This window comes from Citrobacter sp. U14242, from assembly GCF_046555775.1.
Classification (GTDB): Bacteria; Pseudomonadota; Gammaproteobacteria; order Enterobacterales; family Enterobacteriaceae; genus Citrobacter.
In genome coordinates this window covers 54,317-78,201 of record NZ_JBKGLW010000018.1, presented here as the reverse complement: position 1 = coordinate 78,201, position 23,885 = coordinate 54,317, and the positions used below count along the sequence as shown (strand labels likewise).

Genomic DNA, 23,885 nt, shown 5'->3' with positions numbered 1-23,885 from the left:
TAAATGACATGACTCCGGCTGAATTCATCCGAAGTCTCCGGAAAGGCGAAGATCTCTGATTTAGCACTGCACTGATTTTGGGCCAGGGTCAATTTGGCTGGGATCTCAAAAAATGCATGGAACTAAAACGGGTCTATTTACACAACCTTTATCCCAACATAATATTCTGATTTGTCATGTATTAATAGATATATTTACGAGGGTGAGTATATATTCATTAAATATTCGTTGGATGAATTAAATCAAATGGCATGAGAAGATTAATATCTACATATCATGAGCTTACAAAAGTGTAAGTAAAAACGTGGTTTTTGCTCTTATCCAATAAAAAAGCTATATTAATCAATGATGAAATACTAATGCATCATGGGTGTATGGTTGGAGAAGTCCGTATCAAGTGACTCTTTCATATCGCCTTTGCTCTTTTTTAATCTTTTTGGGTACTGGGGAAGTCTCATGTGAGTCCCTGAAAACTCACACAAACCCACAAATTTGTCATTCGAAAGCCGCCTAAAAGGCAGTAACGGCGAGCGTTGGCTCAGACTGAATGCTGTATCTTATCACCGACAACCACTGAGATTCATCCGTCGGTTGTACCGCCAGAATGTCTGGCGATTACTCATTTTCTGGCAGCGCATAATTCTGGCAGTACAGGTAGGGGATCCCTTCTTTGGTAATCAGATAGGTATCTCTGTTCAGTGCGAAAAGATCGACATTAGAGACGCTGGTGTTGGTGAGGAAGAAATCGGGCAGGATCTGCTGGATTAAACTGGCGGAAGCCGTTTCGCGGTTCGATACATGAATTTCCTGTGAGACCCATACCGGGCTGGTGCCGTAACTGGAGTGCGTAAAGAGCACCATGCGTTGTACAGTCTGTTCATTATTAGTGGCATCACTAATAATGCCGTCAATATTCACAATGCCTTTAGTATCACCGCTTTTGATATCAATGATCCCCTTAAACGAGGCGGTATTACGCACGATATCAATGGCTGCCCGACAGGAAAGATTATGCAGGTGATTATGATTATTGCCGAGCCGCCAGATGCTGGCAATCGCAATTACGCAAAGGCAAAGCATCAGAATAATACCCGTCTGGATACGGAAGCGGGGAGTGCGAGGAGGTAAATTCATTAGCTATCATACCGTGGGTAATAGACAGACTGACATGCGTTTTCTTGTTCGCCTTTCATTGGCGAGCGGCACAACAGCACCGACAATTTTTTTGATTCCGGATAGGTCGTGATATAGATAAATTTATTGGCCTGGCATAACGCAGGATTTTTGTCGATAAACGCAGTATGCCGGGAGAAATTGCTGGCATCGTTATTAAAATAATACTGACAGTCAGTTGATACTTGTGGTGCGGCAATATAACCGGAAAAATAATCATCACTGCTTTTCCACGGGAATACGATCAGAACGCAGATTATTAGTGTCAGCACCATCATTATCGTTTCAATGGTGGTTATCCGTAGTTTATGTGGTGTCTCCACCAACAACGCCTCTATACCCGCTTCTGATGTTAAGCCAGACTCAGGTGCTACCGGTATGTCAATGGCTAAAGGGATACTCTCCGGTGTCGCAATCTCAAGGATTTCAAACTCTTCATTAATAATCAGTCCCTTGCGAGGTATCGTTGTGATGAACGTCTGCTCCAGCTCCAGTTGCAGCAGGCTTTTGCGTAATGACAGGATGCTCTGATAAAAGGCATTGAAGCTGACCTGGCGATGATGACTACCCCAGCCAAACTCCAGCAATTCGTTCTGTGAGACTACCTTTCCGCGATGTTGAATAAGTAATAAAAGACATAGTGATGCCGAGTGTTTAAGTTTTATCTGCTGCCCGGGATGGTCTACTCGCGTCAGACACTGTGTACCTGGCGTGAAGATTATTTTATTTTCAATTAGATAACTGACATTGCCAGTCTCGGACATAATGCCTCAGCTCTTGATGATACACCCTGTGGTCAGTTGGTTATGATAACACTTTGTCCAAAAAAGACGCCAGAACCGCGCAGTGTTTCAATTTGATAGCATAATATAACAACAATAGTAACTTTTTAATGAAAATAAAGAACGTGCAAATCAATGGGTTGTGTCTTTTGGGCTATTATACAAAGAGCAAAAAGACGAAATTGTGATGACAAAGGTGATAAGCATTAATTCTTTCTGGACAGCGCAATATACTGCTCGACACCACCACGCGAGAACAAAGTCAGTGCCGTTAGCGCGTCAAAAGCACCAGGGAATGCTGGTGGTAGAGGTCGATGGGAATAAATGTCAGCTTGTATTAAAGCTGACATTTATTTTGTCCGTTAAGTCAATTCCACCATTATTTTGATGAAGCAATCATTTGATTTTGAGAGTCCCATGTTCCAGAACGAAATAGACAAATCTGTAGTGCTGATTGGTGATGAAATAAAGAAATCGGATAACGCCTGGCTGTCCTTACGTAAAAAACGTCAGCGCATAGACCTGAAAGTCGATGGAAATATCTTGTTTCTGGAGAAAGGGACGGTCTCTGTATATCGAATCGAAAATGATTTAGTGACGGTAAGCATTTCTGCACCGGCGATCCTTGGACTTCCACAAATGCGTACGGAGGTCACTGGGCACTATTTACGCTGTGACACCGATTGTGAAATGTGGGCCATGAGCGTACAGAATGCCGATCATTTATTTACCGCTAAAAATCTCTGGAAGCAGGCGTTTGATATCCTGGCGCATCATCTGCAGCGCTATTTCCAGCGTGAAGCATTGCAGTCGCACAGAACCATTCGTGAGCTGATTATTGAACACGTCAAATATATTTGGGCGATGGAGCCCGCGGTACGTGAGAAAACATCCGTATATACCTTTATTTTGACCCGCAATCATATCTCGCGCAGCGCTATTCATAAGGTATTACAGGAGCTGGTGAATGACGGAAAAATTACGCTCAATCGGGGTAAACTGTCTGCTTATACCGCGGCATAAACATATGCGCCCCCTGATTGAACGCAAGGGGCGCGCAAGTGATTAACGTTCTCTGAGCGCCTCCGCGCGCGCACGAATGATCGGTTTCAGCAGATAGCTAAGAATGGTTTTCTTACCAGTGAGGATATCGACGCTTGCCACCATACCCGGAATGATCAGCATCGGATGCTCTTTTGTACCCAGGGTGTTTTTGTCAGTTTGCAGACGAACAATATAGAAACTTCGTCCCTGCTTGTCGGTAATGGTGTCTGGACTTATCTGCACCACTTCTCCGCGCAGCCCGCCATAGATGGTGTAATCGTAAGCGGTAAATTTCACCATCGCGTGCTGACCTGGATGCAGGAAGGCGATATCGCGCGGCTGTATTTTTGCCTCAATTAACAGCTTGTCATCCAGCGGCACGATTTCCACCAGATCGCTGCCCGGCTGAATGACGCCGCCGATAGTATTGACCATCACCTGCTGGACGATACCGCGCACCGGTGAAGTAACCATGGTACGATTCACCCTGTCTTCCAGCGCTTTGACGCTGGCCTGGGCTTTGCTCAGGTTGGTGCGGGCTTCGTTCAGTTGAGCCAGTGCATCACTCTGGAAGCGGCCACGGCTTTCACCGATTTTGTTCTCAATCTCTTTAATTTCTGAGGCGGCTTTAGGCAACGACAGGCTGACGGAATTGAGCTGTCCGGCGGTTTCCACCTCAGTACGATGCAAACGCAGCAGTTCGACTTTTGAAATGGCACCTGAGGCAAGTAACGGTTCTGACATTTTGATTTCCTGGCGTATTAATCCCAGGCTGTGCCTGAACTGATCTTCTTTTGATTCATAATCGCGCAATTCTTGTTTTTTCTGCACCAGTTGCTCTTCAAGCGCCGAAATTTCATTGTGAAATTGCGCCCGGCGGCTGTTATACAGTTCGGTTTCACCACGGGCGACATCCGGGGCTTTGCTGGCAATCTCTTCTGAGATAACAAAGTCACGGTTTTCAACTTCTGCGGTCAGGCGTTCTACTTTTGCGCGCAGGCCGAGTTTATCCGCTTCCGTTTCGCCGACGTTTGAAGCAAAACGTGTGTCGTCAAGGTGCAGTAATGGGGCGCCGGCGTTGACGATTTGCCCTTCGTGGACGTACAGCTCGGTAACAATCCCGCCTTCCAGGTTCTGTATTTTTTGCAGTTTTGACGAGGGGATCGCTTTGCCTTCACCGCGTGTCACTTCATCAATCTTCGCAAAACCTGCCCATACCAAGGACAGGACCACCAGCGCAAGGATCACCCACAGCGTCAGGCGAATGACCCGTGGAGCATCATCGATAATGGCGTGACTCACTTCATTGATACTGTCGGTTTGATTTTCATCACGGCCGTGAAAATAGTGCTGCATGAAGCGGCGAGCACGCGCCAGGAAATCAGCGAGACGCATTAATCTGCCCCTTTTTCAACGCATCCATCACCACCGCTTTCGGGCCATCTGCGATGATGCGTCCTTTATCAACAATAATCAGGCGGTCAACCAGCGACAACATGGAGGCGCGGTGGGTGACCAGTAATAGCGTTTTACCTGCGATGCAGGGGACCAGCGCGTGTTTGATCTTCTCTTCGCTGGTGTTATCCATCGAGCTGGTGGGTTCATCCAGTAGCAGTAGAGGCGGATCCAGCAGCAGCGCACGCGCGAGTGCCACTGCCTGCCGTTGTCCGCCTGAAAGCTGAGAACCGCGCTCGCCAACCTGCAGGTTGTAGCCGTCAGGATGCAGGCGAGCGAAATCGTTGACACCCGCCAGCTCCGCCGCGCGTAACATGCTTTCGTCATCGACATAGCGTGCACCGCACAGCAGGTTGTCGCGCAGTGTGCCGTTGAACAACTGGATGTCCTGCGGGACGTAGCCGATGCTGTGGCGGAGATCGTTGACATCCAACTGGCGGGAATCGATACCGTCGATCAAAATGTTACCGGCGCTGGGCTGGTACAGATTGACGATCAACTTACTGAGCGAGCTTTTACCTGAGCCGCTACGGCCAATGATGCCGATGCGTTCGCCGGGCTGAATGGTGAGATTAATTTTGTGCAGTGACAGGTTTTTTTGTTCCGGATAGCTAAAATCCACGTCGCGGAATTCAATGCTGCCCTGCAACTGTTCGCGCTTGAGCGGGTTTTCATCCGCGCGGCGCTCCTGCGTCAGTGACATCATCTTATCGGTATTCTTGATGGTGATTTTTGCCTGCTGGTAACGGGCAATAAGACCGGTTAATTGGCCCAGTGGCATTAATGCGCGGCCATTAAGCATGTAGCAGGCGATCAGGCCACCCATACTCAGCCTGCCGCCGATAATCATATACACACCAGCAATGATCATCACCACGCCCGAAATCTGCTGGAACCAGCCGGTGAGATTGCTGGCCAGACTGGACAAGGTTTTCACCCGTAGTTCCAGACGGCTCAGGCTACCCAGCGTTTGTTCCCACTGGAACTGACGCTCGCTTTGGGCATTATTCACTTTAATGGCATCCAGGCTGCTGAGCGTTTCAATTAACAGTGCCTGACGCTCGCTGGCGAGACTCATGGTTTTAGCCACCGCCGCATTGACCGGTTTTTGCAGTGCCCAACTGCACAGCAGGGCAATCGGTAGCGTCAGGAGCGGGATCCAGGCCAGAGAGCCGCCAATAATGCCTATAACGATCAGCAGCAGCAGGGTGAAGGGCAGGTCGATAATCGTCGTCAGGGTCAGCGATGAGAGGAAATCACGCAGTGACTGAAACTCATGAATATTTTGCGCAAAGCTACCCACGCGCTGTGGACGCTCTTTCATCTCCATGCCGATAATGCGCTCAAACAGGGTCGAGGAGATAATGAGATCGCTTTTTTTGCCCGCAATATCAAGACAGATACCGCGTAGCATTTTCAAAATCAGATCAAAAACAAAGGCAAGGCAAATGCCCACAGCCAGTACCCACAGCGTCACCGTCGCCTGATTCGGCACCACGCGGTCGTAGACGTTCATGGTAAAGAGCGGTGTGCCGAGTGCGATCAGGTTGATCAGCAGGCTGGCCAGCACGGCATCCATATACAGAAAACGTGACAGCTTCAGCGTGTCTTTAAACCAGGACCTGGTGCGCGGCAAAAAGGCTTCTGCCTGCAAATCGAACTCATGGCGCGGATGGGCAAAAATAACTTTTCCGGCATAGCTCTGTTCAAGCGTGGCTAAATCGACACGGATTTCACCACCTTCGCTTTCGCTGGGCATAAAACGAGCGCTGCCATCTTCATTCCATGCCAGCAATACGCCTGTTCCTCCAGAGCGCAGTAACAGCACGGCAGGCAGAGACATCTGCGGAATTTTATCAAGCGCTCGCGTCACCACCCGCGCTTTTAAACCGGCTCTTGCCGCTGCGCGAGGAAATATATTCAGCGTGAGTTGATCGTTTTCTAATGGCAGACCGCTGCTTAACGTTGAACGACTGGCGGGTTTGCCGTGCAGAGAACACAAAATAAGTAGGCTATCTAATAACGGGTCGTCATGATGGCTACGGGGATCGTGATATTGAGAATTACTACTGTCAGAATTCTCTGGGACTTCATTTAATAATTCAGCTTGTGCACTCATTTTCGTAACCATTCTGACCTGCACGTTTAAATAATAGCAAGCTAATAATCAGCGTGCAGGTCAGGGATTTATTTGAATATACCTGCCATACTTTCAGTTGCATATGCGCTGCCGCATTCGTTCACTCCAGTCACTTACTTTAGTCAGTGGCTGGGGACACACTCTTGCCGTCTTTCTGCAAACCGGATTATTTAAGGTATAAATAATGATTAATGAAGTTCAGGCAGGTTATTTTCTTCTGCAGAATCTACCGGTTGACCTGATGGTGGTGGTGCAATTTTTAGAATACCCATTAATTCACCTGTACGTTCGCTAATACGATAACCGCTGGTTACTGCCAGATAGCGTAATTCGACAAGGCGGCGTTTTGAGGAGAAAACTTCATTTTCGCTATCAAGTAAATCCAGTAGCGTACGTTCGCCCAGACTGAATTGATCCTGATAGGCGGTACGTACTTTTACGCTACGGTCGGCATATTCTTCGGCTGAAGGAAGCTGAGCGCGTGCGTTTTGTAATGCTGTCCACGCCAGACGCAGTTCCTGATTCATCTGGCGCAGCGTGTTATTACGCACATCCTGAGCCTGCTTATGCAGATAAGCGCGGGAGTCCATTGCGGCTTTGTCGCTACCCCCCTGGTACAGGTTGTAATGCAGTTTGACCATCGCTTCCCACTCTTCGGTATGTGCGCGAGTGGTGTCGGTGTTATTGCTGATCCCACGGGAAAGCTCAACGTCAACGCGTGGGTAGAAGGTTGATTTTGAGGCTTCATACTGTTGATGTGCGGCCTCAATATCCGCATTGGCAGACTTCAGTAATGGGCTATTCTTCTCCATTCGACTTTTGGCGTCCGCAAGCGAGGTTGGCAGTTCAGCATCGATACTCGCTGGCTGACTGAGTCCTTGCGGTTCCATGCCGGTAACGCTGATAAAGGTGGTTTTTGCGTCTTCGAGGTTGGTTTGCTCGGTCAGTAAGTTGTTACGCGCCTGCGCCAGACGCGCTTCGGCCTGCATGAAGTCTCCTGAACGGCCAACGCCCTGATCGGTACGCAGTTTTATCTGGTCATAGATGCGTTCATGGTTAGCCAAATCATCTTCAGCCAGACGGACAAACTCCTCGCGCTGCAACACGTCAAAATAGGCCTGAATCACCGTATATGCAGTACTTTCGCTGGTATTCATAACGCTCCAGGCGCGTGAGTCCACGGTCGCTTTTTGTCGGGCGACTTCGCTGGAGGTGGCAAAACCATTAAACACATTTTGCTCAAGGCTCAGCGTCGCCTCGTTGGGGGACTGCGTCAAACCGTTGGTGCTGCCTGCGGCACGAGTCGTTGCATCATCAATATTTTTGCGTCCGGCTTCAGCATTTAAATTTAGCGATGGTAAATACCCACCTTTTGCCGCACGAAGTTCTTGTTCGGAAGAATAACGGCTATTTATCGCCGCATTGACTTCAGGGTGATTAGCTAATGCTTCTTTAACGGTATTATGTAAATCTTCTGCATTAACTGAATTTATTGAAAACCATGAAAGCAGAAAAACAAAAAACTTCTTCATGACATGAATGCCTTATATATCACGGTTATGACTTCCCGTTGTCGTTGCTATCATCCATTTTTACAAACACGTTATATTAATTAACAACTGTGAATTATCGAAATTGCTTACAGCGGACAGCTATTCAACGACATGTTTGGTCACATCGTGTTTTATTTTTAGTTATTTTTTATTATATTCATTGGCCAGTCAAGTCTCATGTAATTGCACTTTATAAAATGTGTTTTTTTCTACATTGGGATATTAATGTTTACATTAAATGAATGTGATATTTGTTCGTTAATTTATTAAAGAGTTTATAAAAATAATGATGGTATTTAAGTGAGGTTACGGTGAGCAAATTACTCGGTGTGATCAAAGCAATAATTGGACAGGTCTATGTTGTTGACGCAAGTGGTGCACAGCGACTTGTTCATGAAGGCGACAGAGTCTATAGCGGTGAGGACATTGTGACCGGTGCCAACGGCGCGGTAAGTCTCTCTTTACCGGACGGAAAAACGCTGGATATTGGTCGCAACAGCCACTGGGGCGATCATGGGCTACAGACCAACCCGACTCCGGAACGTGATGCTCAGGATATTGCCGCCGTACAAAAAGCGATTGCTGATGGGGCCGACCCGACGCAGACACTGGATGCGACCGCTGCGGGCAATGAAACGCCGGTGCAGTTGGAGGGCGGTGGGGGGGGCCACTCGCTGGTCCAGCTGGCCTTAACCGGACAAGTCGTTGATCCGACAGCCGGTTTTGACACGCAAGGGCTGGGGAGCCCGACCTGGGATATCAACCTGCCGGTAGGGGGAATGGACACCGGTACAGCCAGTGTGTTCCCACCCGAAGTGCAAATTACCGGGTTTGCGGGCAACGACGGCTACATTAATAATGCTGAAATCCACCGGACCCATTTAAGCGGCACCAGTAACCAAAATCACGTCACGCTCACCTTCACCGATAGCCAAAAAAACACATTTACAGTCGATGTCCCGGTGAATAATGGTCACTGGAATATTGATACCGATCTGGGTGGACTGGTGCCGGGAAATGTCACCGTGGTGGCAATAGCGACCGATGTCTCGGGGCGAACCGCACAAACTTTCGACAATGCGTTGATTGATATTACCGGTCCACGTATCGATATTACGGTCGATAGCGTTACACCAGATAACCTGATTAACCACCAGGAGTCTCTTCTGTCGCAAACCGTGATTCACGGGAATGTCGGGGGAGATGCAAAGCCGGGTGATGTCGTGACGTTGGTTGTCGATGGTATAACGTATACCGGCACGGTCGACGATCCGGGAACGGGCATTTTGACTTACAACATCCCGGTCCTGACCCAGGGGCTGCTGAATGACCCGACGATTCATGCCTCCCTAACCTCTACCGATGATGCCGGCAACAGTACCACCGTTTCGACCGATCATTATGTCGATAACGATTTGTATGCACAGAATGCGGTGACCATCGGGACGGTGGCAAATGATGATGTCGTCAACGCTAATGAATCTCGCATACCGACGATCATTTCTGGCGTAGCCAGCGGTGATGCCAACGTGGGCGATCCGGTCACCTTGACTCTTCAGGGCAAAACATTCCATGGCACGGTGTTCGACGACCATGGTCAACTGCGTTATGAAATTGTGGTGCCTTCCTCAACGCTGAAAGAAGGGGCAAATGATGTGCAAGTGACGCTGGTCAGCCATGATGCTGTCGGTAACGAAGCGATTGCCATTACGCACAAAACTGTGGTGCTGGATACTCAGGCACAGAACACCCTGACTATTAACGATGTGACCGACGATAACACCTTGAATCGTGCAGAACTGTACATGCGCAACCAGGTGATTTCCGGGACTGTCAGCGGCGCAGACGCCAGAGTAGGCGACCCGGTACAACTGGTGATTAACCACCATCAGTACAGTGGGCAGGTTATCGAGCTGGGTAATGGTCGCCTGGGTTATCGTATTGCGGTGGACTCGTCTGACTTTGCTAACAATAGCAGCAACGAGTTGAAAGAAGTGAATGTGATTACCACCGTCACTTCTCATGACAACGTTGGTAACCTGGCGATTGCTACCAGCACCCATAGCGTGCATATCGACAACTACGCCGAAAACCTGATCACCATTGACGATGTAACTGCCGATAACACCCTGAACTTTAACGAACTCTCGGCAAGAAAACAGATTATTACCGGTATCGTTGATGGTGAGGATGCGAAGATAAACGATCCGGTGTTACTGGCGATTAACGGTCATCAGTACAGCGGACAGGTGATTGACCTCGGCAACGGTAAGCTGGGCTACAGCATTGAGGTCGATTCGTCGGCGTTTGCCGATAACAGCGGCCATGTGCTGACCGATGTGAATGTGACGGCGAGGGTCACGTCCCATGATGATGCGGGCAACCTGTCTATCGCCACTGATGTCCATAAAGTTCATATCGATAACTACGCGGAAAACACACTGACCATTGAGAACGTGGCCACGGACAATGTGGCCAACGCGATTGAAAACCGCATGCCGACGCTTATCAGTATTGTTGCTGGCGGCGATGCGAAAGTGGGCGATGCGGTGACCATCAGCGTAGCGGGTCAACACTTTGCCGGTAAAGTGGTCGATGTGCACGGCCAGTTGCATTACGACGTACTGGTGCCGACAGGGGTACTGCAGGAAGGTAAAAATGACGTGGTGGCGAAACTTATCAGCCACGACAAGTCAGGCAACGAAGTGACCACTCAGGCACACAGTACAATTATCCTCGATACCCATGCGCATAACGACATTTCACTGGATAGCGTCACGGCAGACAATACTCTCACTCACCATGAACTGGAAGCGACCACACAGAACATAACGGGCATGGTCAGGGGTGAGGATGCGAAGATCGGCGATCCGATACAGCTGGTGGTCAATGGTCATCGCTACAGTGGGCTGGTTATCGATCTGGGACATGGCAAGCTGGGCTACAGTATCCCGGTTGACTCTTCATCCTTTGCCGACAACAACGCCCACGTGCTGGCGGATGTGAACGTGAGTGTCATGGTCACATCCCATGATGCGGCGGGTAACCTGGCTATCACCAGCGAGAGTCATACAGTCCATATTGATAACTATGCCAAAAACGGGGTGACGACAGGGGGAGTTGCTAACGATGACGTGGTCAACGCCATTGAAAACCGGATGCCTACCTTCATCAGCGGTATTGCTCATGGTCTGGATGCGAAAGTCGGCGACATCGTAACTGTCTACGTACAGGGGAAGGACTTCAGTGGAACCGTGGTCAATATCAACGGCAAACTGTGTTACGAAGTCGCTGTTCCGACCGGTACGCTAAAGGAAGGCAGCAACGATGTGATGGTGAAACTGGTGAGTCATGATGCGTTAGGTAATGAGGCGGTTGCGATCACGCACCGCACGGTGACGCTGGATACCCAGGCGCACAGCTCCGTAAACATTGATAACGTGACTGACGATAACATTCTTAACCACCAGGAGCTGGATATGCCAATGCGGCTGGTCCGCGGCACGGTGGGCGGTGATGCACAGGTTGGTGATGAGGTTCGTGTTGAAATACGCAATTACACCTTTACCGGCAAAGTGATTGATATTGGAGGCGGTAAGTTAGGCTATCAAATCCCGGTTGATTCGACGGCGTTCAGCGATAACCAGGGGAACCAGGATAAAAATGTGTCCGTGAAGGTCACGGTGATTTCGCATGATGCGGTGCTAAATGAAGTGATCACCTCGGCTACCCATCATGTTCATATTGATAATCATGCTGATGCCGGTATTACAGTCGATACCGTCGCGGGTGATGACAAGCTGAACGGTGCCGAAGCCGGGCAGCACCTCACTGAGGTGATGGGAACGGTGTCCGGCGATGTGCATGCAGGCGCTAAAGTTCAGGTTATCGTCAATGGTCATACTTACGAAACAACCGTTGAAAAACTGGCAGAGTACAATGGCGTGCTGGGTTATAAGCTGGATGTACTGAGCCGCGATCTGGTCAAAGATCCCCATATCGTCGCCCGTGTAGTCGGCGAGGATCAGGTCCACAATTTGCAGAAAGCTGAGATAACGCACGACCTGGTCGTTGATTTGCATGCGAAAGCCATACTGACGATTGATCCCGTCGCCGGTGACAATATGGTCAACGGCGATGAATCTCTCCAGCCATATACGTATGTGACCGGCAGAGTTGGCGGTGATGTACATGTCAATAACGTTGTGTCTCTCACGGTGAATGGCCATGTGCTGACGGGGAAAGTGACGGATATCGGCAATGGTCAGCTCGGTTATAGCATTAAAGTCAGTACCGCTGATCTGATCTCCGATCCGCATTTAACCGCGACGGTGAGCACTACCGATGGAGCTGGCAACCCGGCCAGGGCCGATGCGGAAACCACGGTAATTATCGATACCCGCATTAATGCGGAGATCACCATTGATTCGGTGACGTCAGACAATACGCTCAACCTGGGTGAACAGATGCACGGGTATACCCTTGTGAGCGGGACGGTTAGCGGTGAAATCCATCCTGGCGATCCGTTCACGATGAAGATTAACGGCCACACCTACTCCGGCGTGGTGGAAGATCGCGGCGGCGCTCAAATGGGCTTCCACATTTCGGTCGCAACGTCCGATCTGGTTGCCAGCCCGCATATTGAAGTCTCAATGGACGTGACGGATGCGGCGAAGAACCATGCCCATATTGTGGCGCACCATGATGTTAGTCTGGATGACAAAGCGCTGGCGGCAATCACCATCGATCCGGTTACCGGCGATGATGTGTTGAATAAAGATGAATTGGGAAAAGCGACGACAATCATCAGTGGCACCGTGGGCGGCGATGCGCAGGATGGTGATATTGTGCATCTGAACATTGGTGGCCACAGGGTTGATGCCACGGTGAAGAACCTGCCAAATCTGGGCACCCTGGGTTACTCCATTAATGTCGATACCCAGTGGCTGCAAAACGATCCGCACATTACCGCGGCCATCACCACTACCGATGCGGCAGGGAATAATGCCACGGCGGATGCACGTAGTACCGTAGTCATTGACGATCAAATTGACGCAACGGTGCATATCGACCCAATCGTTACCAGTGATGGCGATGCGGTGATCAACCACGATGAAGCCCTGAATCCAGAAACTACCGTCACAGGGACGGTGGGCGGAGATGTCAAAATTGGGGATATGGTTGAGCTGACCATCAACGATCAGACCTATTTTGCACGGGTGGAAAATCAAAACGGTCAGCATGTACTCAGTACCAAGGTTTCGACCTTAGATCTGCTTATGGACCCGAATATTCATGCTGAAGTCACGGCCAAAGACGACGCGGGCAACATCGTTCGCGCGACAGATGATCGACCTGTGGTCATCGATACCACGGCAGACGCCGGGATTACTATTGATGCGGTTTCCAGCGCAATACCACCGGGGATGACCGTTGCAAACGATCTGGGACCTGGTAGCAGGCCGGACTACATCACTGTAACCGGGCACGTCGATCCTGATGCCGTTCGCGGCGATCATGTAACTATTACTGTGGGACATGGGACGTCTATTACCACCGATGTGATTTATTTACCGGATGGTAAGCTCGGCTATCAGGCAAATATCGGCTCAGACAGTTTTGACGATGATGGCAATATTACCGTCGCGATCACCACCCACGACAATCATGGCAATACAGCAACGGCGACAGAACATAAAGTGATTGATCTGCCCTGGCTGCACCATACGCCAGTGATCGGCAATACGCCTTACGGATTTATCCCGCCGCCACAGGTCACCACGCCGACTACCGGGCCAGGAACAACACAACCTCATCAGCCCACCGTGCACCTTACTGTTGATAAGGTGGCAGGCGATGACATTCTCAATCATGACGAAGCGTTGAAATCGACGACATCGATTCGTGGTCTGGTTACTGGCGATGCCCATATTGGAGACGACGTTATTGTTACTATTAACAATGTTCCATACAAAGGGTACGTCAAGGCTATCCCGACGATGCCGGGACAACGGGTCTATGAAGTGGATGTCCCAACCACTGAACTTCAGGCGCATCCATCGTTTGATGTTGCTATTACAGTGAAAAATGCGGCGGGAATAGCAACAGACTCGGCGCATAAAGAGATCGCTGTAGACACGGAAAATCCGCTGAAGATCACGATGGATAAGATTGCCAGGGATGATGTGATTAATGGCAAAGAAGCCCTGGCGGGAAAAGTAACCGTTAGCGGTACAGTCAGTGGGGAAGGTATCCATGACGGGAGCGTGGTGAATCTGCAGGTGAACGGCAATACGTTGACCGCTGTTGTCCATCAGGATCACGGTCAATGGGTCTGGTCGAAAGAGGTCAGCGTCAATGGTCTGCACAATAACCCGGATATCGAGGCGACGGTAACGACGACGGACGATCATGGAAACCTGGGGCAAGATACCGCGAAAAGTCATGTCGTGGTCGATCTGAATGCCGATGCCGGAGTCACTATCGATAGCATTACCGCGGACAACGTGCTGAATGCCCGGGAATCGCTGCAACCTAAGATCGCCGTAACCGGTTCTGTATCCGGAGATGTGCATCCGGGTGATAAAGTGACCCTGACGGTTAACGGTAACGATTATGCGGCTACTGTCGATAAGCAACATCATTACTCCGTTGATATCTATACGAAAGATCTGCTAGCCGACCATGCCATCGTCGCGACCGTCACGGGTTACGATAATCATGGAAACGTGCAGCCCGCCAGCGTCACGCAGAATTATTCAATTGATACGACGAGCACGGGCAGTGTGACCATCAATACCGTCGGCGGCGACGATATTATCAATGCTGATGAGGTAGCAGCCGGAACCGTTGAGGTCAGTGGCCGGGTCGATGGGGATGTGCATCCCGGTGATACCGTTTTTCTTACCGTGGATGGCGTGAAGGTTGAAACGCGGGTGATTGAACTGCCGCATATGAACGGCCAGTTGGGTTACAAAGCGCTGGTGAGTGCGCTCGGGCTGCAGAACGATCCGACAATTCATGTCAGCGTGCAGGGGCACGATGCCGCGCTGAACCCAATGCTCGCGGTGAACGATAAAACGGTTACCATCGACACACAATGGCATGCCACACTTTTGCTGGATGACGTGACGACGGACGACGTACTCAACGATGATGAAACGAAGCAGGCAAAAACCATCATCAGCGGTCATGTCACGGGGGATGTAGACGTCGGCGATCAAGTCACCGTCACGGTTAACGGTAAGGATCTGGTGGCTGACGTGAAAAACAGTGGCGGTTACAAAGTGTTCAGTGTTGAAGCCAGCACGGCTGACCTGCTGCATGACCAACACATCACGGCGCATGTTATGGCACATGATGATGCCGGTAACGTCGGAAGAATTGAGACCAGCAAAACGCTCACTATCGACAGGACGGCTGCGGGCACTATCGACGTTGATAACGTTACAGCAGACAACGTTATCAACAGCAAGGAACTTTTAGATCCGACAATCATGATTACCGGGCATGTGGGTGGTGATGCTAATCTCGGGGATACGGTAAAATTGAGCATTGGCGGACATGACTACACGGGGACAGTCGGCGTATCAGGTACCGGCGAGCGGATCTATCAAATTAAGGTTGATACTGATGTCCTGAAAGCCAACACAACCTTTGATGTTGAGGTTAAAGGTCATGATTTGGCACTGAACCCGTATAAATCGAACGCCACCCACTCCTATTCCATTGACGATCATGCGGATGCCACACTGATTGTCGATAAGGTCACCGGGGATAATCACATTTCTCGCGCAGAAGCGCAGGCCGCGACCACCCACATCACGGGTAGCGTAACGGGCGATGTGCATGACGGCGAGCACATCAACGCGCTGGTTAACGGTCATCTGTATGATACAACGCTGCATCAGGTTAATAGCGAACTGCGTTATGACTTTGAGGTGGATACGTCGTCATTCCGTCCCGGGCATAACCGCGTGAACGTGCTGGTTGAGGCGAACGATAACCACGGTAATACCGCACACTATGCGCAAACGCTGAATGTCATCATGGACGATCCAACGCCGATCAAAGGTCAAGCGGTGGATAAGGGGCATCATGCGGCGGTTCAGCATACCTTGCACGATTTGTTTGACGATAGTGCGCTGTCACTCTCCTACGCCTCTTCTACGAAGGTACATGGGACGAATGCGCCGCAGGATGTTACCGACAAAGCGAAGAGCGCTCTCGATAAAGTCGATCTCAGCGATTTGGCGCGTGAACTGCATGAAGGTGTGGATATCGCGAAATACATTCAAAGCGGCGACGATCATCATCTGATTGCCAGCCCGGCGAAGGTCGCGCATGGGATTGATACCGCGCTGTCGGTCCACCCTGGTGGTGATTTACATTCCACGATGTACTCACTGGATCACCTGATCGCTAAACCTGACCAAAATCACACTCACTAACGGATGCTCACTGCCCTGTGTCGACGGGGCAGTGCATCACGCAATATGTAAGGCTACAACATGAATTCTGTTCCACCAGATGCAAACGCTCATCCTGAAAAAGAAGGGGGGAGCAAAAGCGCGGAACTTGATAACCAACAGTTCCTGGCGATGCTGCAAAAGAGCGACCTTGAAATGGTGCGCGTACTGGACGACCTGATTTACCTGCTGATCCGCAAAGGGGTAATTGCTATTACCGATCTTCCGCCAATGGCACAGATAAAACTGATGAATCGCGCGAACGCGCGCCATGAGCTTGGCGGGTTAGAACAACTGCTGGGTAGCGATGATCGTATTTTTTAGCGTAAGCAGGCAGTCAGCGTGCAAGCCGGATAAGCGAAGTGCCACCCGGCAAACACAGTGCCAGGGTGATTATGACAACGGTGCGGGCTCACCCAGTAGTTGCCCCATTGCGCCATCAATGCCTAATTCCTGCAACACCTTCAGCTCGCCCTGCGTTTCAATGCGTTCAGCGATGAGTGGCAGGTCAATGCTGTGCGTGGCGTTGCATAACACTTTAATAAACAACCGCTTATCGCTTTCCTGATCAAGATTACGAATATAGCTACTGTCGATTTTTAGCCAGGCAAGCCCCCACTGGGACAGATGACCGATCATATCGACGCGGCTGCCAAAGTGCTGCAGACCCAGCGAGCAGCGATGCTGGCTCACGGCTTTCACAAACGCCGCCATTTGGTTTGGTCCTGGCAACTGATTTTCATCCAGCTCCAGAATCAGTTGACTGGCTAATTGTGGTGAATATTTCAATGGATTCAACAGGTCCGCCACTGTGCTTGCACTGGCGACGGAACTGCCGGAAATGCTCAAAGCGAGTTTTCCTGGCGTAGTTTTCAGCTGATTTAACGTCAGTTTCAGCATTACCCGGTCCAGGCGATGGCTCCAGCCAAAACGGTGGATCCACGGCAGGAATCGACCAGCGTTAATGATGTTGCCTTGTTCATCAACAATGCGTGACAGCACTTTGTAATGCAGAATGTTGTGCGGCTTCTGGCAGTCCACAACGGGCTGATAAACCAACTGGAACTGCTGATTTTCCAGCGCGTGTTCAAGACGCACAAACCACAGATGCTGATCTTCGGTCGCCGTCGCCACGTCGGTGGTGGGAACGACCTGGTGTTCAGTGTGTGTTTCGACTTCCACCAACAGACGATCGGCTTGAATCAGCAATGACTGTGCATTATCTCCGGCGCTGAATGGCACCATGCTGGTATAGGCGACGGGCTGTTGGTCTGACATCCCGGTGGCATAAAAGGCCATGAGCTTTTGACTCAGTGAATGGCTCAGTTCCAGCATTTCACTGTGTGTGACGCCGGGGCAGAGCAGAGCAAACTCGCCTCCGCGAATACGGGCGACGGTACTGGTGATAAATGCATATTTTTCTTTCTGCGCTGTCAGCAGGTTGGCGATATTGAGCAGCAACTTGTCGGTATGCGGCCCACCAAAACGCTGGTTTAGCCCACCTAAGTCCTGCACGCGGATTAACATCAGATACCCAGGCGCTGTGTCAGCATCGCTCAGGCGTGCCTGAAGCTGCATATCGAATGCCCGGCGGTTAGCGATTCCGGTCTGGCTGTCGAGATAGGCTTCGTTGTGCAAACGTTCACTGTAGATGGCCTGCTCTTCAAATAATGATTTGAGTTTGGTTGCCATCAGATTCATCGCCCCGATAACACGACGCAACTCCGGCGTTTTGGGGAGTTCTGACAGGGTCAGAAACTCACGGTGGGTAATGGCTTCTGACTGTTTCGCCAGGTAATTGAGCGGTTGCAGCAGTTTGCGCAGCAGCAAAACACCTGCTCCCAGGCAAATGAGGCTACAGGACAGCATCCATAGCAGATTACCTAACGTATTGTCCCACAGGCGCTGCACCGCAAAGATAGGGTCACTGGTGACTTCAACGCGTGCCGCCTGCTGCCAGCCACGCATGATTGTCGCTTCGCCGGTTTGCGGGATGACATCTACCAGATCAACAAACCAGACGGGGACATTGGGGATCGATGCTGCTGCACTCCGCTCAAGGATGATTTTGCCGTTTTTCAGATCGACAATGCGGATTTTTTTGTAGTAACCGCTATCGAAAATGGCGCTGACCATTAGCTCAATCATCGCCGGATCGTTGACATTGGGGGTCAGCGCAACCCCTAAAGCAGTTGCCGCATCCTGAGCATGCGAAAGGAGCTGATTGTTGGACTGATCGCGGGAGCTTTCCAGCGTCACAATAAAATTGCCGCTGAATACCACCAGCATAAAGAGAGAGATTGCCAGGAGCAACTGTTTGAAAAGAGACACAGGCGATTCCTATTTATCCATCGGGAAGCCCTCTTCCCGCATTTTTGTGAAAACTTGCTGCCAGCGAGAAAGTCTCTTGCTGTCGCCAACGCGTTTATTGTTCTGCGTGCCCGGGAGCCAGAGACCACGGTTGTTAAAGGAGTACACGGGTAATAAATCGGTACGCTGCGTGGCCGGTGAAATGGTGTTCGTCAGGCTGTCGAGTACCAGCGGGATCGCATCCGGCGCGGCATACCAGGTCAATACCATGTGCGCCCGGTTATAGCTCAGGGCTTTAACGTAGGTGATGCGCAGCTTCTCTTCGGGGACACCCAACTGCCGGAGCGTAAAATATTTGGCGATTGCGTAATCTTCACAATCGCCCTCACCTTTGCGCAAAGATTCTACCGGCGTGGCCCAGTAGTCCACGCTGTGCCAGACCTCGCTGTCTTCGGCGTAATGTAATTGAGTGTTGAAAAACAGGTTTACGGCGCGTAATTGTGTTTGTTCGTCTGCATTTCGTCGTGTGATTAGCAACTGCTGCCAGGCAGTGATTCGCTGTTGTGCGTCTGCGCGGGCAGGACCATATAGCGCATCGGACTTCTGCTGAATAGTGGCGAAGTCCCAGGCCGCACGCAGTGAATTGACGGTTAGTACGAGCAGCAGCGCGCCTGATATCAGCCGGAAGCGAATGAATCGCTGAAGCGTACACAAACGGAAAATGTTCAATTGTTATGCTGACAATGGGCGGCGGGGTGATGATTTATAGTTTTGCAGGAATCAGGCATCAGCCATCTTTTACGCAGCTGCGCATCAAGCGGTGAGGCAAAAATATTTTTCAGCGTACTGTTAACAAAGGCCACAAACTGCGGATCGTTCTTGCGCATCATAATGGCATAGTGCATATCACTGCCGATGGTCTCAGACGACATGCTAAATTGTTCGGGTTGTTCATCGTGGTTGATCAGCGGCCAGGACAGAACATCATCGAGGAATAATGCGGCGGATTCATTATGTGCCATTTTCTCGAACGCACCGGTGATCGTGGTGGTGGTAATCGTTGAGATATTGAGATGCTTCTCTCTGTTGACTTTATTAAATTCCAGGAGATCTTTTGAGCTTCCAGTCAGACTCACCGTCCGTCCTTTTAAATCCTCAAGCGAGTCAATATTGTTTTTGCGCAACGAAATAATGCGCATTTTGGCGATGTAATAGTCAATAGAAAATGAAACGCTGGAGGTCCGCTCTGGTGCATTAGCATTAACGCCACAATCCATATCTATTTTGCGGGTGTTCAATGCGGAAAAACGATCCGCAAAGTTCACGGGAATATAGTGAACGGTTAAGCTGTGGAGCTTCAGATACAGGCGTAGTTTATCGGCAAGGATGTTGCACAGCGCCACGGTGTAACCTGTAACCTTGCCACTTTTATCGGTGAAAGAGAACGGCGGCAGTTGACGATAGCCGATGTTTAACACGCTGCTGTACTGGATATGGTCAAGCGTCGTGGCGTTTTGCTGCGCTATCAGTGCAGGGGATGTAGCGACGCCAACCAGCAAGATCAGCCAATGCGCCGCACGCTTTATCCTTGTCATTTCATGATTAATTATATTTTTCATAATCAAAACTGATCTTCTTCTTAGCTGCGGTGAGTGCTTTCAGGTTATCTGACATGGGAATGTTTAAATTAATGGCTCCTGGCGGTATCGGAGACTGAAACCATTTAGTGTATAGCGCGGTAAACTCTTTGCTGGTTATGAGTGATGAGAGCGCACTATCAACAAATTCTTTAAATTCTTTATCGTGTAAAGGGAGCAACAGTCCAGCCGGAAGTGGGGCACTGAGGGCAATTTTTGACAGCGCATAATCTTCGGGATTGGTGGCCTGAGCAATCATCCCTTTCAATAATACCGTGCTGGAGATCAGGGCCGAATATTCGCCATTCTTGAGTTCATTGAAGGCGGCGACATTATTCGTATCAAGTTGAATGTTGATATCAAGGGCATTAGCGGTATTGATTTTTTGCAATTGCTCCACATAAATAGTGCCGCTTTTTACCAGTACGCTATGTCCGGATAGTTCGTTCAAATGGTTACTTATGTCATTTTTACGCATGACATAGCGGGTGCTGGAAAAGTAAAAAGGCAGTGAGAATTCGCTAATGCTGTGGCGGCTTTTCGAATAAAAGGCAGGTATACACATGATGTCTGCCATATGATTTTTCATCAGTACAAACTGCGATGCCGAATTGGTCTTCACCCACTCAATGTTTAGCTTTTTAAGCTGTAGCTTTGTTTTGAGCGCGCTGACAATATTTTTGCAAATATCAATGGAATAGCCTGCGGGGTCATTACCGTCCTGCCAGGAGAAGGGAAACGCGTCATCCTGATAGCCAAGGATAATGGTTTGTGTACTGGCAATCTTCTCCAGCGCATGTAACGACGAGGGAGATGCGGCCGTGCAATGTATGCAACAGGCGATCAGCAAAAAAACGGCCAGCAATACGCGTGTTGTGATGCGCAAGATGTCAGACATTGCACGCCCCCTCGGCAAAAATCGCTTTGCTAAAGGAGGACAACACGTCATGTTCGCGAAGTGGATAGCTGAAGAAATATCCCTGAACATGCTGGCACTCAATATCGCGCAGAATGTCCCGCTGATATTCGGTTTCCACCCCTTCTGCAGTAACCGACATATTGTATTTATGAGCGAACTGGATAAGCATTACGATCAAATACTGGCTGGCATTATCTTGCTTCAGCTTCTCGACCAGCGAGCGTGCGATCTTAATGCGGGTGAAAGGGTAGATCAGCAAATAATCCAGCGCCGCGTATCCGGTTCCTAAATCATCCATTGCGATTTCGATGCCCAGAGAACGGATCTCTTGCAGTACGGGCAAGGCAATCGCCTTGTCCAGTTTCTCCGATTCGGTGATCTCTATTTCCAGGCGTTCTGCTGACAGTTGGCTGTTATGTAATGCATCTTTAATCACGTCAACCAGGCCGGGGCTGTGTAGCTGATAGGCTGAGATATTGACGGCAACCCGGATGTGTTCCGGCCATTTGGCTGCGGATTCGCAGGACTGGCGAATAATCCACTCACCTAAACGGACAATCAGACCGGAGCTTTCGGCAATATTGATAAAATAATCAGGGTAAATCAGGCCTTTGGTCGGATGGTTCCAGCGGATCAGCGATTCATAGCCATACACCGTTTCATCATACAGATTCATAATCGGCTGGTAGTGAAGTTCGAATTCCGCGTTATCAATACCGTCGATGATCTCCTGGTTAATGAACAGGCCGTGGGTCTGCGCCATCACCATGCCGTCTTCGAAGAAATGGAAGCACCCGCGGCCATGATGTTTGGAGGCATACATGGCAAGGTCGGCATTGATCATCAATGTGGAGGTGTTATTACCCTGCCAGGGGGCTGTTGTGATCCCGATGCTGCAGCTAATGGAGAATGTGTGGGTGCTCCAGGTGAAGGGGGTGCTCAATGCCCGAATGATACGTTTCGACAGGTGGTTTGCTTCTTTGACGGCGTTCTCGCTGACCTGTTGCAGGATCGCAAATTCATCACCGCCCAGTCGCGCTGCCATATCGTCAGGTCCCAGTAGCAATTGCAGACGCTGGGCCACGCTGATTAACACTTCATCGCCCGCTTTATGACCGAAAGTGTCATTGACCGGTTTAAAGTTATCGAGGTCGATGAGCAGCAGGTTGAACGGCTTTTCTTCCTGATGGATTTGGCTGACGCGTTTCTCCAGCTCAAGACCAAACGAAACGCGGTTAGGCAATCCGGTCAGCGAATCATGATGGGCCATATGCTCCATCTTTTGCGACATCTCATGCATGCGTTGCAGATAGCCGCGTTCTTTCATTGCCACGCGCAGTTTTTCAATCGCACCGGCCAGATGGCCAATCTCATCGTCCTGGTCAAGGTAGGGCGTTATGCAGTCGGTCTCTTCATGGGCAATGCGGGTAATCGAATTAATCAGTAACGGAACCGGGCGGAATAACCGGCGCATGAACAGGGTACCCAGCGCTAACGTCACCAGCAAAATGAGAACAAAGATGATGCAGCTCTTTTTCAGCATCGCATCGTAGGTAGCGTACAGGTCGCTCTTTTTACCAATGCTGCTTATCAGGCTACCGAGGATTTCGCCAGATGGCGTCAAAATAGGGACGGCGCTAATAAAGCACTCTTCACCATTAATCTGGGCGAAACCGATGTAGTAATTGGCCAGCACGTCACGCGGCAGGTGTCCGGAGAAGGAGATAATGCCTTCGCCATCTTCCGATTTATTGTTGATGCCGACGTAGCCTTTCTCAGGCGTGTAAAGAAACAGCCAGGTCGGGCTGTGTGTTTGCACCGAAGCCAGCGCCAGGACGTCTACCGGGTTATAGCCGGTTTGCAGAATGGAGTCGGTATCGCCAATTTGTCGGTCGGAGACGATACGGGAGATTTGCCCTGAATCGCTGGTTTCAACCGACACGTTGGTATACACGCTTCTGATGATATAGGTCATGATCTGTGCATTTGCTTCCGCCCGCTGAACCCACTGCTGCCTGGAGAAGTTGTCTATCAGGCTCCAACTGGTAAAGGCGCCAGCGCCGAAAGCAATAACGATGCCCGCCAGCAAAAATTGCGTTATTTTGCCGGTGATCGAATGTTGCCACCCCTGTATAGCGCTAAGGGAAAACCGAGACGTTGCCACAGATTTTGTTAATTCCTGAAAAGAGAGTGCTAATGCTGAATTGAATTTCTGCTATTACTTAATGGAATAGTTTCAGATGACAAATTTGAAACACCAGGCGTAACAAATAACTAACATTGAACAACGGTGAGTAATGACAAAAATAACGGTGTGCGAATATAAATAACGCTGTCCTTTTCGTCAACAGGTAAATCTGTACACTAAAATACATATTTCATTATCACTTTTACATTGTATTAA

General features: G+C 49.9%; 13 protein-coding genes. 3 read left to right on the top strand and 10 right to left on the bottom strand.

All coding sequences use genetic code 11. The features are described from left to right. Nucleotides 1-615: 615 nt before the first annotated feature. Together ACLJXE_RS22885 and ACLJXE_RS22880 are read right to left on the bottom strand one after the other, a co-directional pair. Complete coding sequence (locus tag ACLJXE_RS22885) at nt 616-1,134, bottom strand: hypothetical protein (protein ID WP_410752123.1); 519 nt, start codon at nt 1,132-1,134, stop codon at nt 616-618. Further along, complete coding sequence (locus tag ACLJXE_RS22880) at nt 1,134-1,937, bottom strand: winged helix-turn-helix domain-containing protein (protein ID WP_410752122.1); 804 nt, start codon at nt 1,935-1,937, stop codon at nt 1,134-1,136. Before ACLJXE_RS22880 ends, ACLJXE_RS22885 begins: the two co-directional genes overlap by 1 nt. A gap of 435 nt (nt 1,938-2,372) precedes the next feature. Here ACLJXE_RS22880 and ACLJXE_RS22875 point away from each other — a divergent pair, with 435 nt between their 5' ends. After that, nucleotides 2,373-2,978, top strand: a complete 606-nt coding sequence (locus tag ACLJXE_RS22875; RefSeq protein ID WP_410752121.1) for a helix-turn-helix domain-containing protein — start codon at nt 2,373-2,375, stop codon at nt 2,976-2,978. 42 nt (nt 2,979-3,020) lie between these two features. On the opposite strand, the gene ACLJXE_RS22870 is transcribed toward ACLJXE_RS22875, so the two are convergent. The 3 genes from ACLJXE_RS22870 to ACLJXE_RS22860 form a co-directional block, all read right to left on the bottom strand. Beyond that, nucleotides 3,021-4,394 carry an HlyD family type I secretion periplasmic adaptor subunit gene (locus ACLJXE_RS22870; protein WP_410752120.1) on the bottom strand — a complete coding sequence of 458 codons (1,374 nt, stop codon included), beginning with the start codon at nt 4,392-4,394 and terminating at the stop codon, nt 3,021-3,023. Continuing rightward, a complete protein-coding gene (locus ACLJXE_RS22865; protein WP_410752119.1) occupies nt 4,381-6,585 on the bottom strand; it encodes a type I secretion system permease/ATPase in 2,205 nt (734 codons plus the stop codon). Before ACLJXE_RS22865 ends, ACLJXE_RS22870 begins: the two co-directional genes overlap by 14 nt. A 197-nt stretch (nt 6,586-6,782) precedes the next feature. Then, entirely contained in the window at nt 6,783-8,126 is a 1,344-nt protein-coding gene (locus ACLJXE_RS22860; RefSeq protein ID WP_410752118.1) for a TolC family outer membrane protein, read from the bottom strand. Nucleotides 8,127-8,458: 332 nt separating this feature from the next. On the opposite strand from ACLJXE_RS22860, the gene ACLJXE_RS22855 reads away from it, so the two are divergent. Together ACLJXE_RS22855 and ACLJXE_RS22850 are read left to right on the top strand one after the other, a co-directional pair. Beyond that, a complete protein-coding gene (locus ACLJXE_RS22855) occupies nt 8,459-16,597 on the top strand; it encodes a retention module-containing protein (RefSeq protein WP_410752117.1) in 8,139 nt (2,712 codons plus the stop codon). Between the two features lie 60 nt (nt 16,598-16,657). After that, nucleotides 16,658-16,939 carry a hypothetical protein gene (locus ACLJXE_RS22850; protein ID WP_286629668.1) on the top strand — a complete coding sequence of 94 codons (282 nt, stop codon included), beginning with the start codon at nt 16,658-16,660 and terminating at the stop codon, nt 16,937-16,939. 69 nt (nt 16,940-17,008) lie between these two features. Here ACLJXE_RS22850 and ACLJXE_RS22845 read toward each other — a convergent pair whose 3' ends face one another. The 5 genes from ACLJXE_RS22845 to ACLJXE_RS22825 are packed head-to-tail and all read right to left on the bottom strand — an operon-like array spanning nt 17,009 to nt 23,645. Further along, a complete protein-coding gene (locus ACLJXE_RS22845; RefSeq protein WP_410752116.1) occupies nt 17,009-18,946 on the bottom strand; it encodes an EAL domain-containing protein in 1,938 nt (645 codons plus the stop codon). A gap of 9 nt (nt 18,947-18,955) precedes the next feature. Next, nucleotides 18,956-19,648 (bottom strand): cysteine protease LapG, encoded by a 693-nt coding sequence (gene lapG, locus ACLJXE_RS22840; RefSeq protein WP_410752125.1) that lies wholly within the window; start codon nt 19,646-19,648, stop codon nt 18,956-18,958. A gap of 2 nt (nt 19,649-19,650) precedes the next feature. Further along, nucleotides 19,651-20,520 carry a transporter substrate-binding domain-containing protein gene (locus ACLJXE_RS22835; RefSeq protein ID WP_410752115.1) on the bottom strand — a complete coding sequence of 290 codons (870 nt, stop codon included), beginning with the start codon at nt 20,518-20,520 and terminating at the stop codon, nt 19,651-19,653. Nucleotides 20,521-20,527: 7 nt separating this feature from the next. Then, complete coding sequence (locus ACLJXE_RS22830; RefSeq protein WP_410752114.1) at nt 20,528-21,460, bottom strand: transporter substrate-binding domain-containing protein; 933 nt, start codon at nt 21,458-21,460, stop codon at nt 20,528-20,530. After that, complete coding sequence (locus tag ACLJXE_RS22825) at nt 21,453-23,645, bottom strand: putative bifunctional diguanylate cyclase/phosphodiesterase (protein WP_410752113.1); 2,193 nt, start codon at nt 23,643-23,645, stop codon at nt 21,453-21,455. Before ACLJXE_RS22825 ends, ACLJXE_RS22830 begins: the two co-directional genes overlap by 8 nt. Between the last annotated feature and the right edge of the window lie 240 nt (nt 23,646-23,885).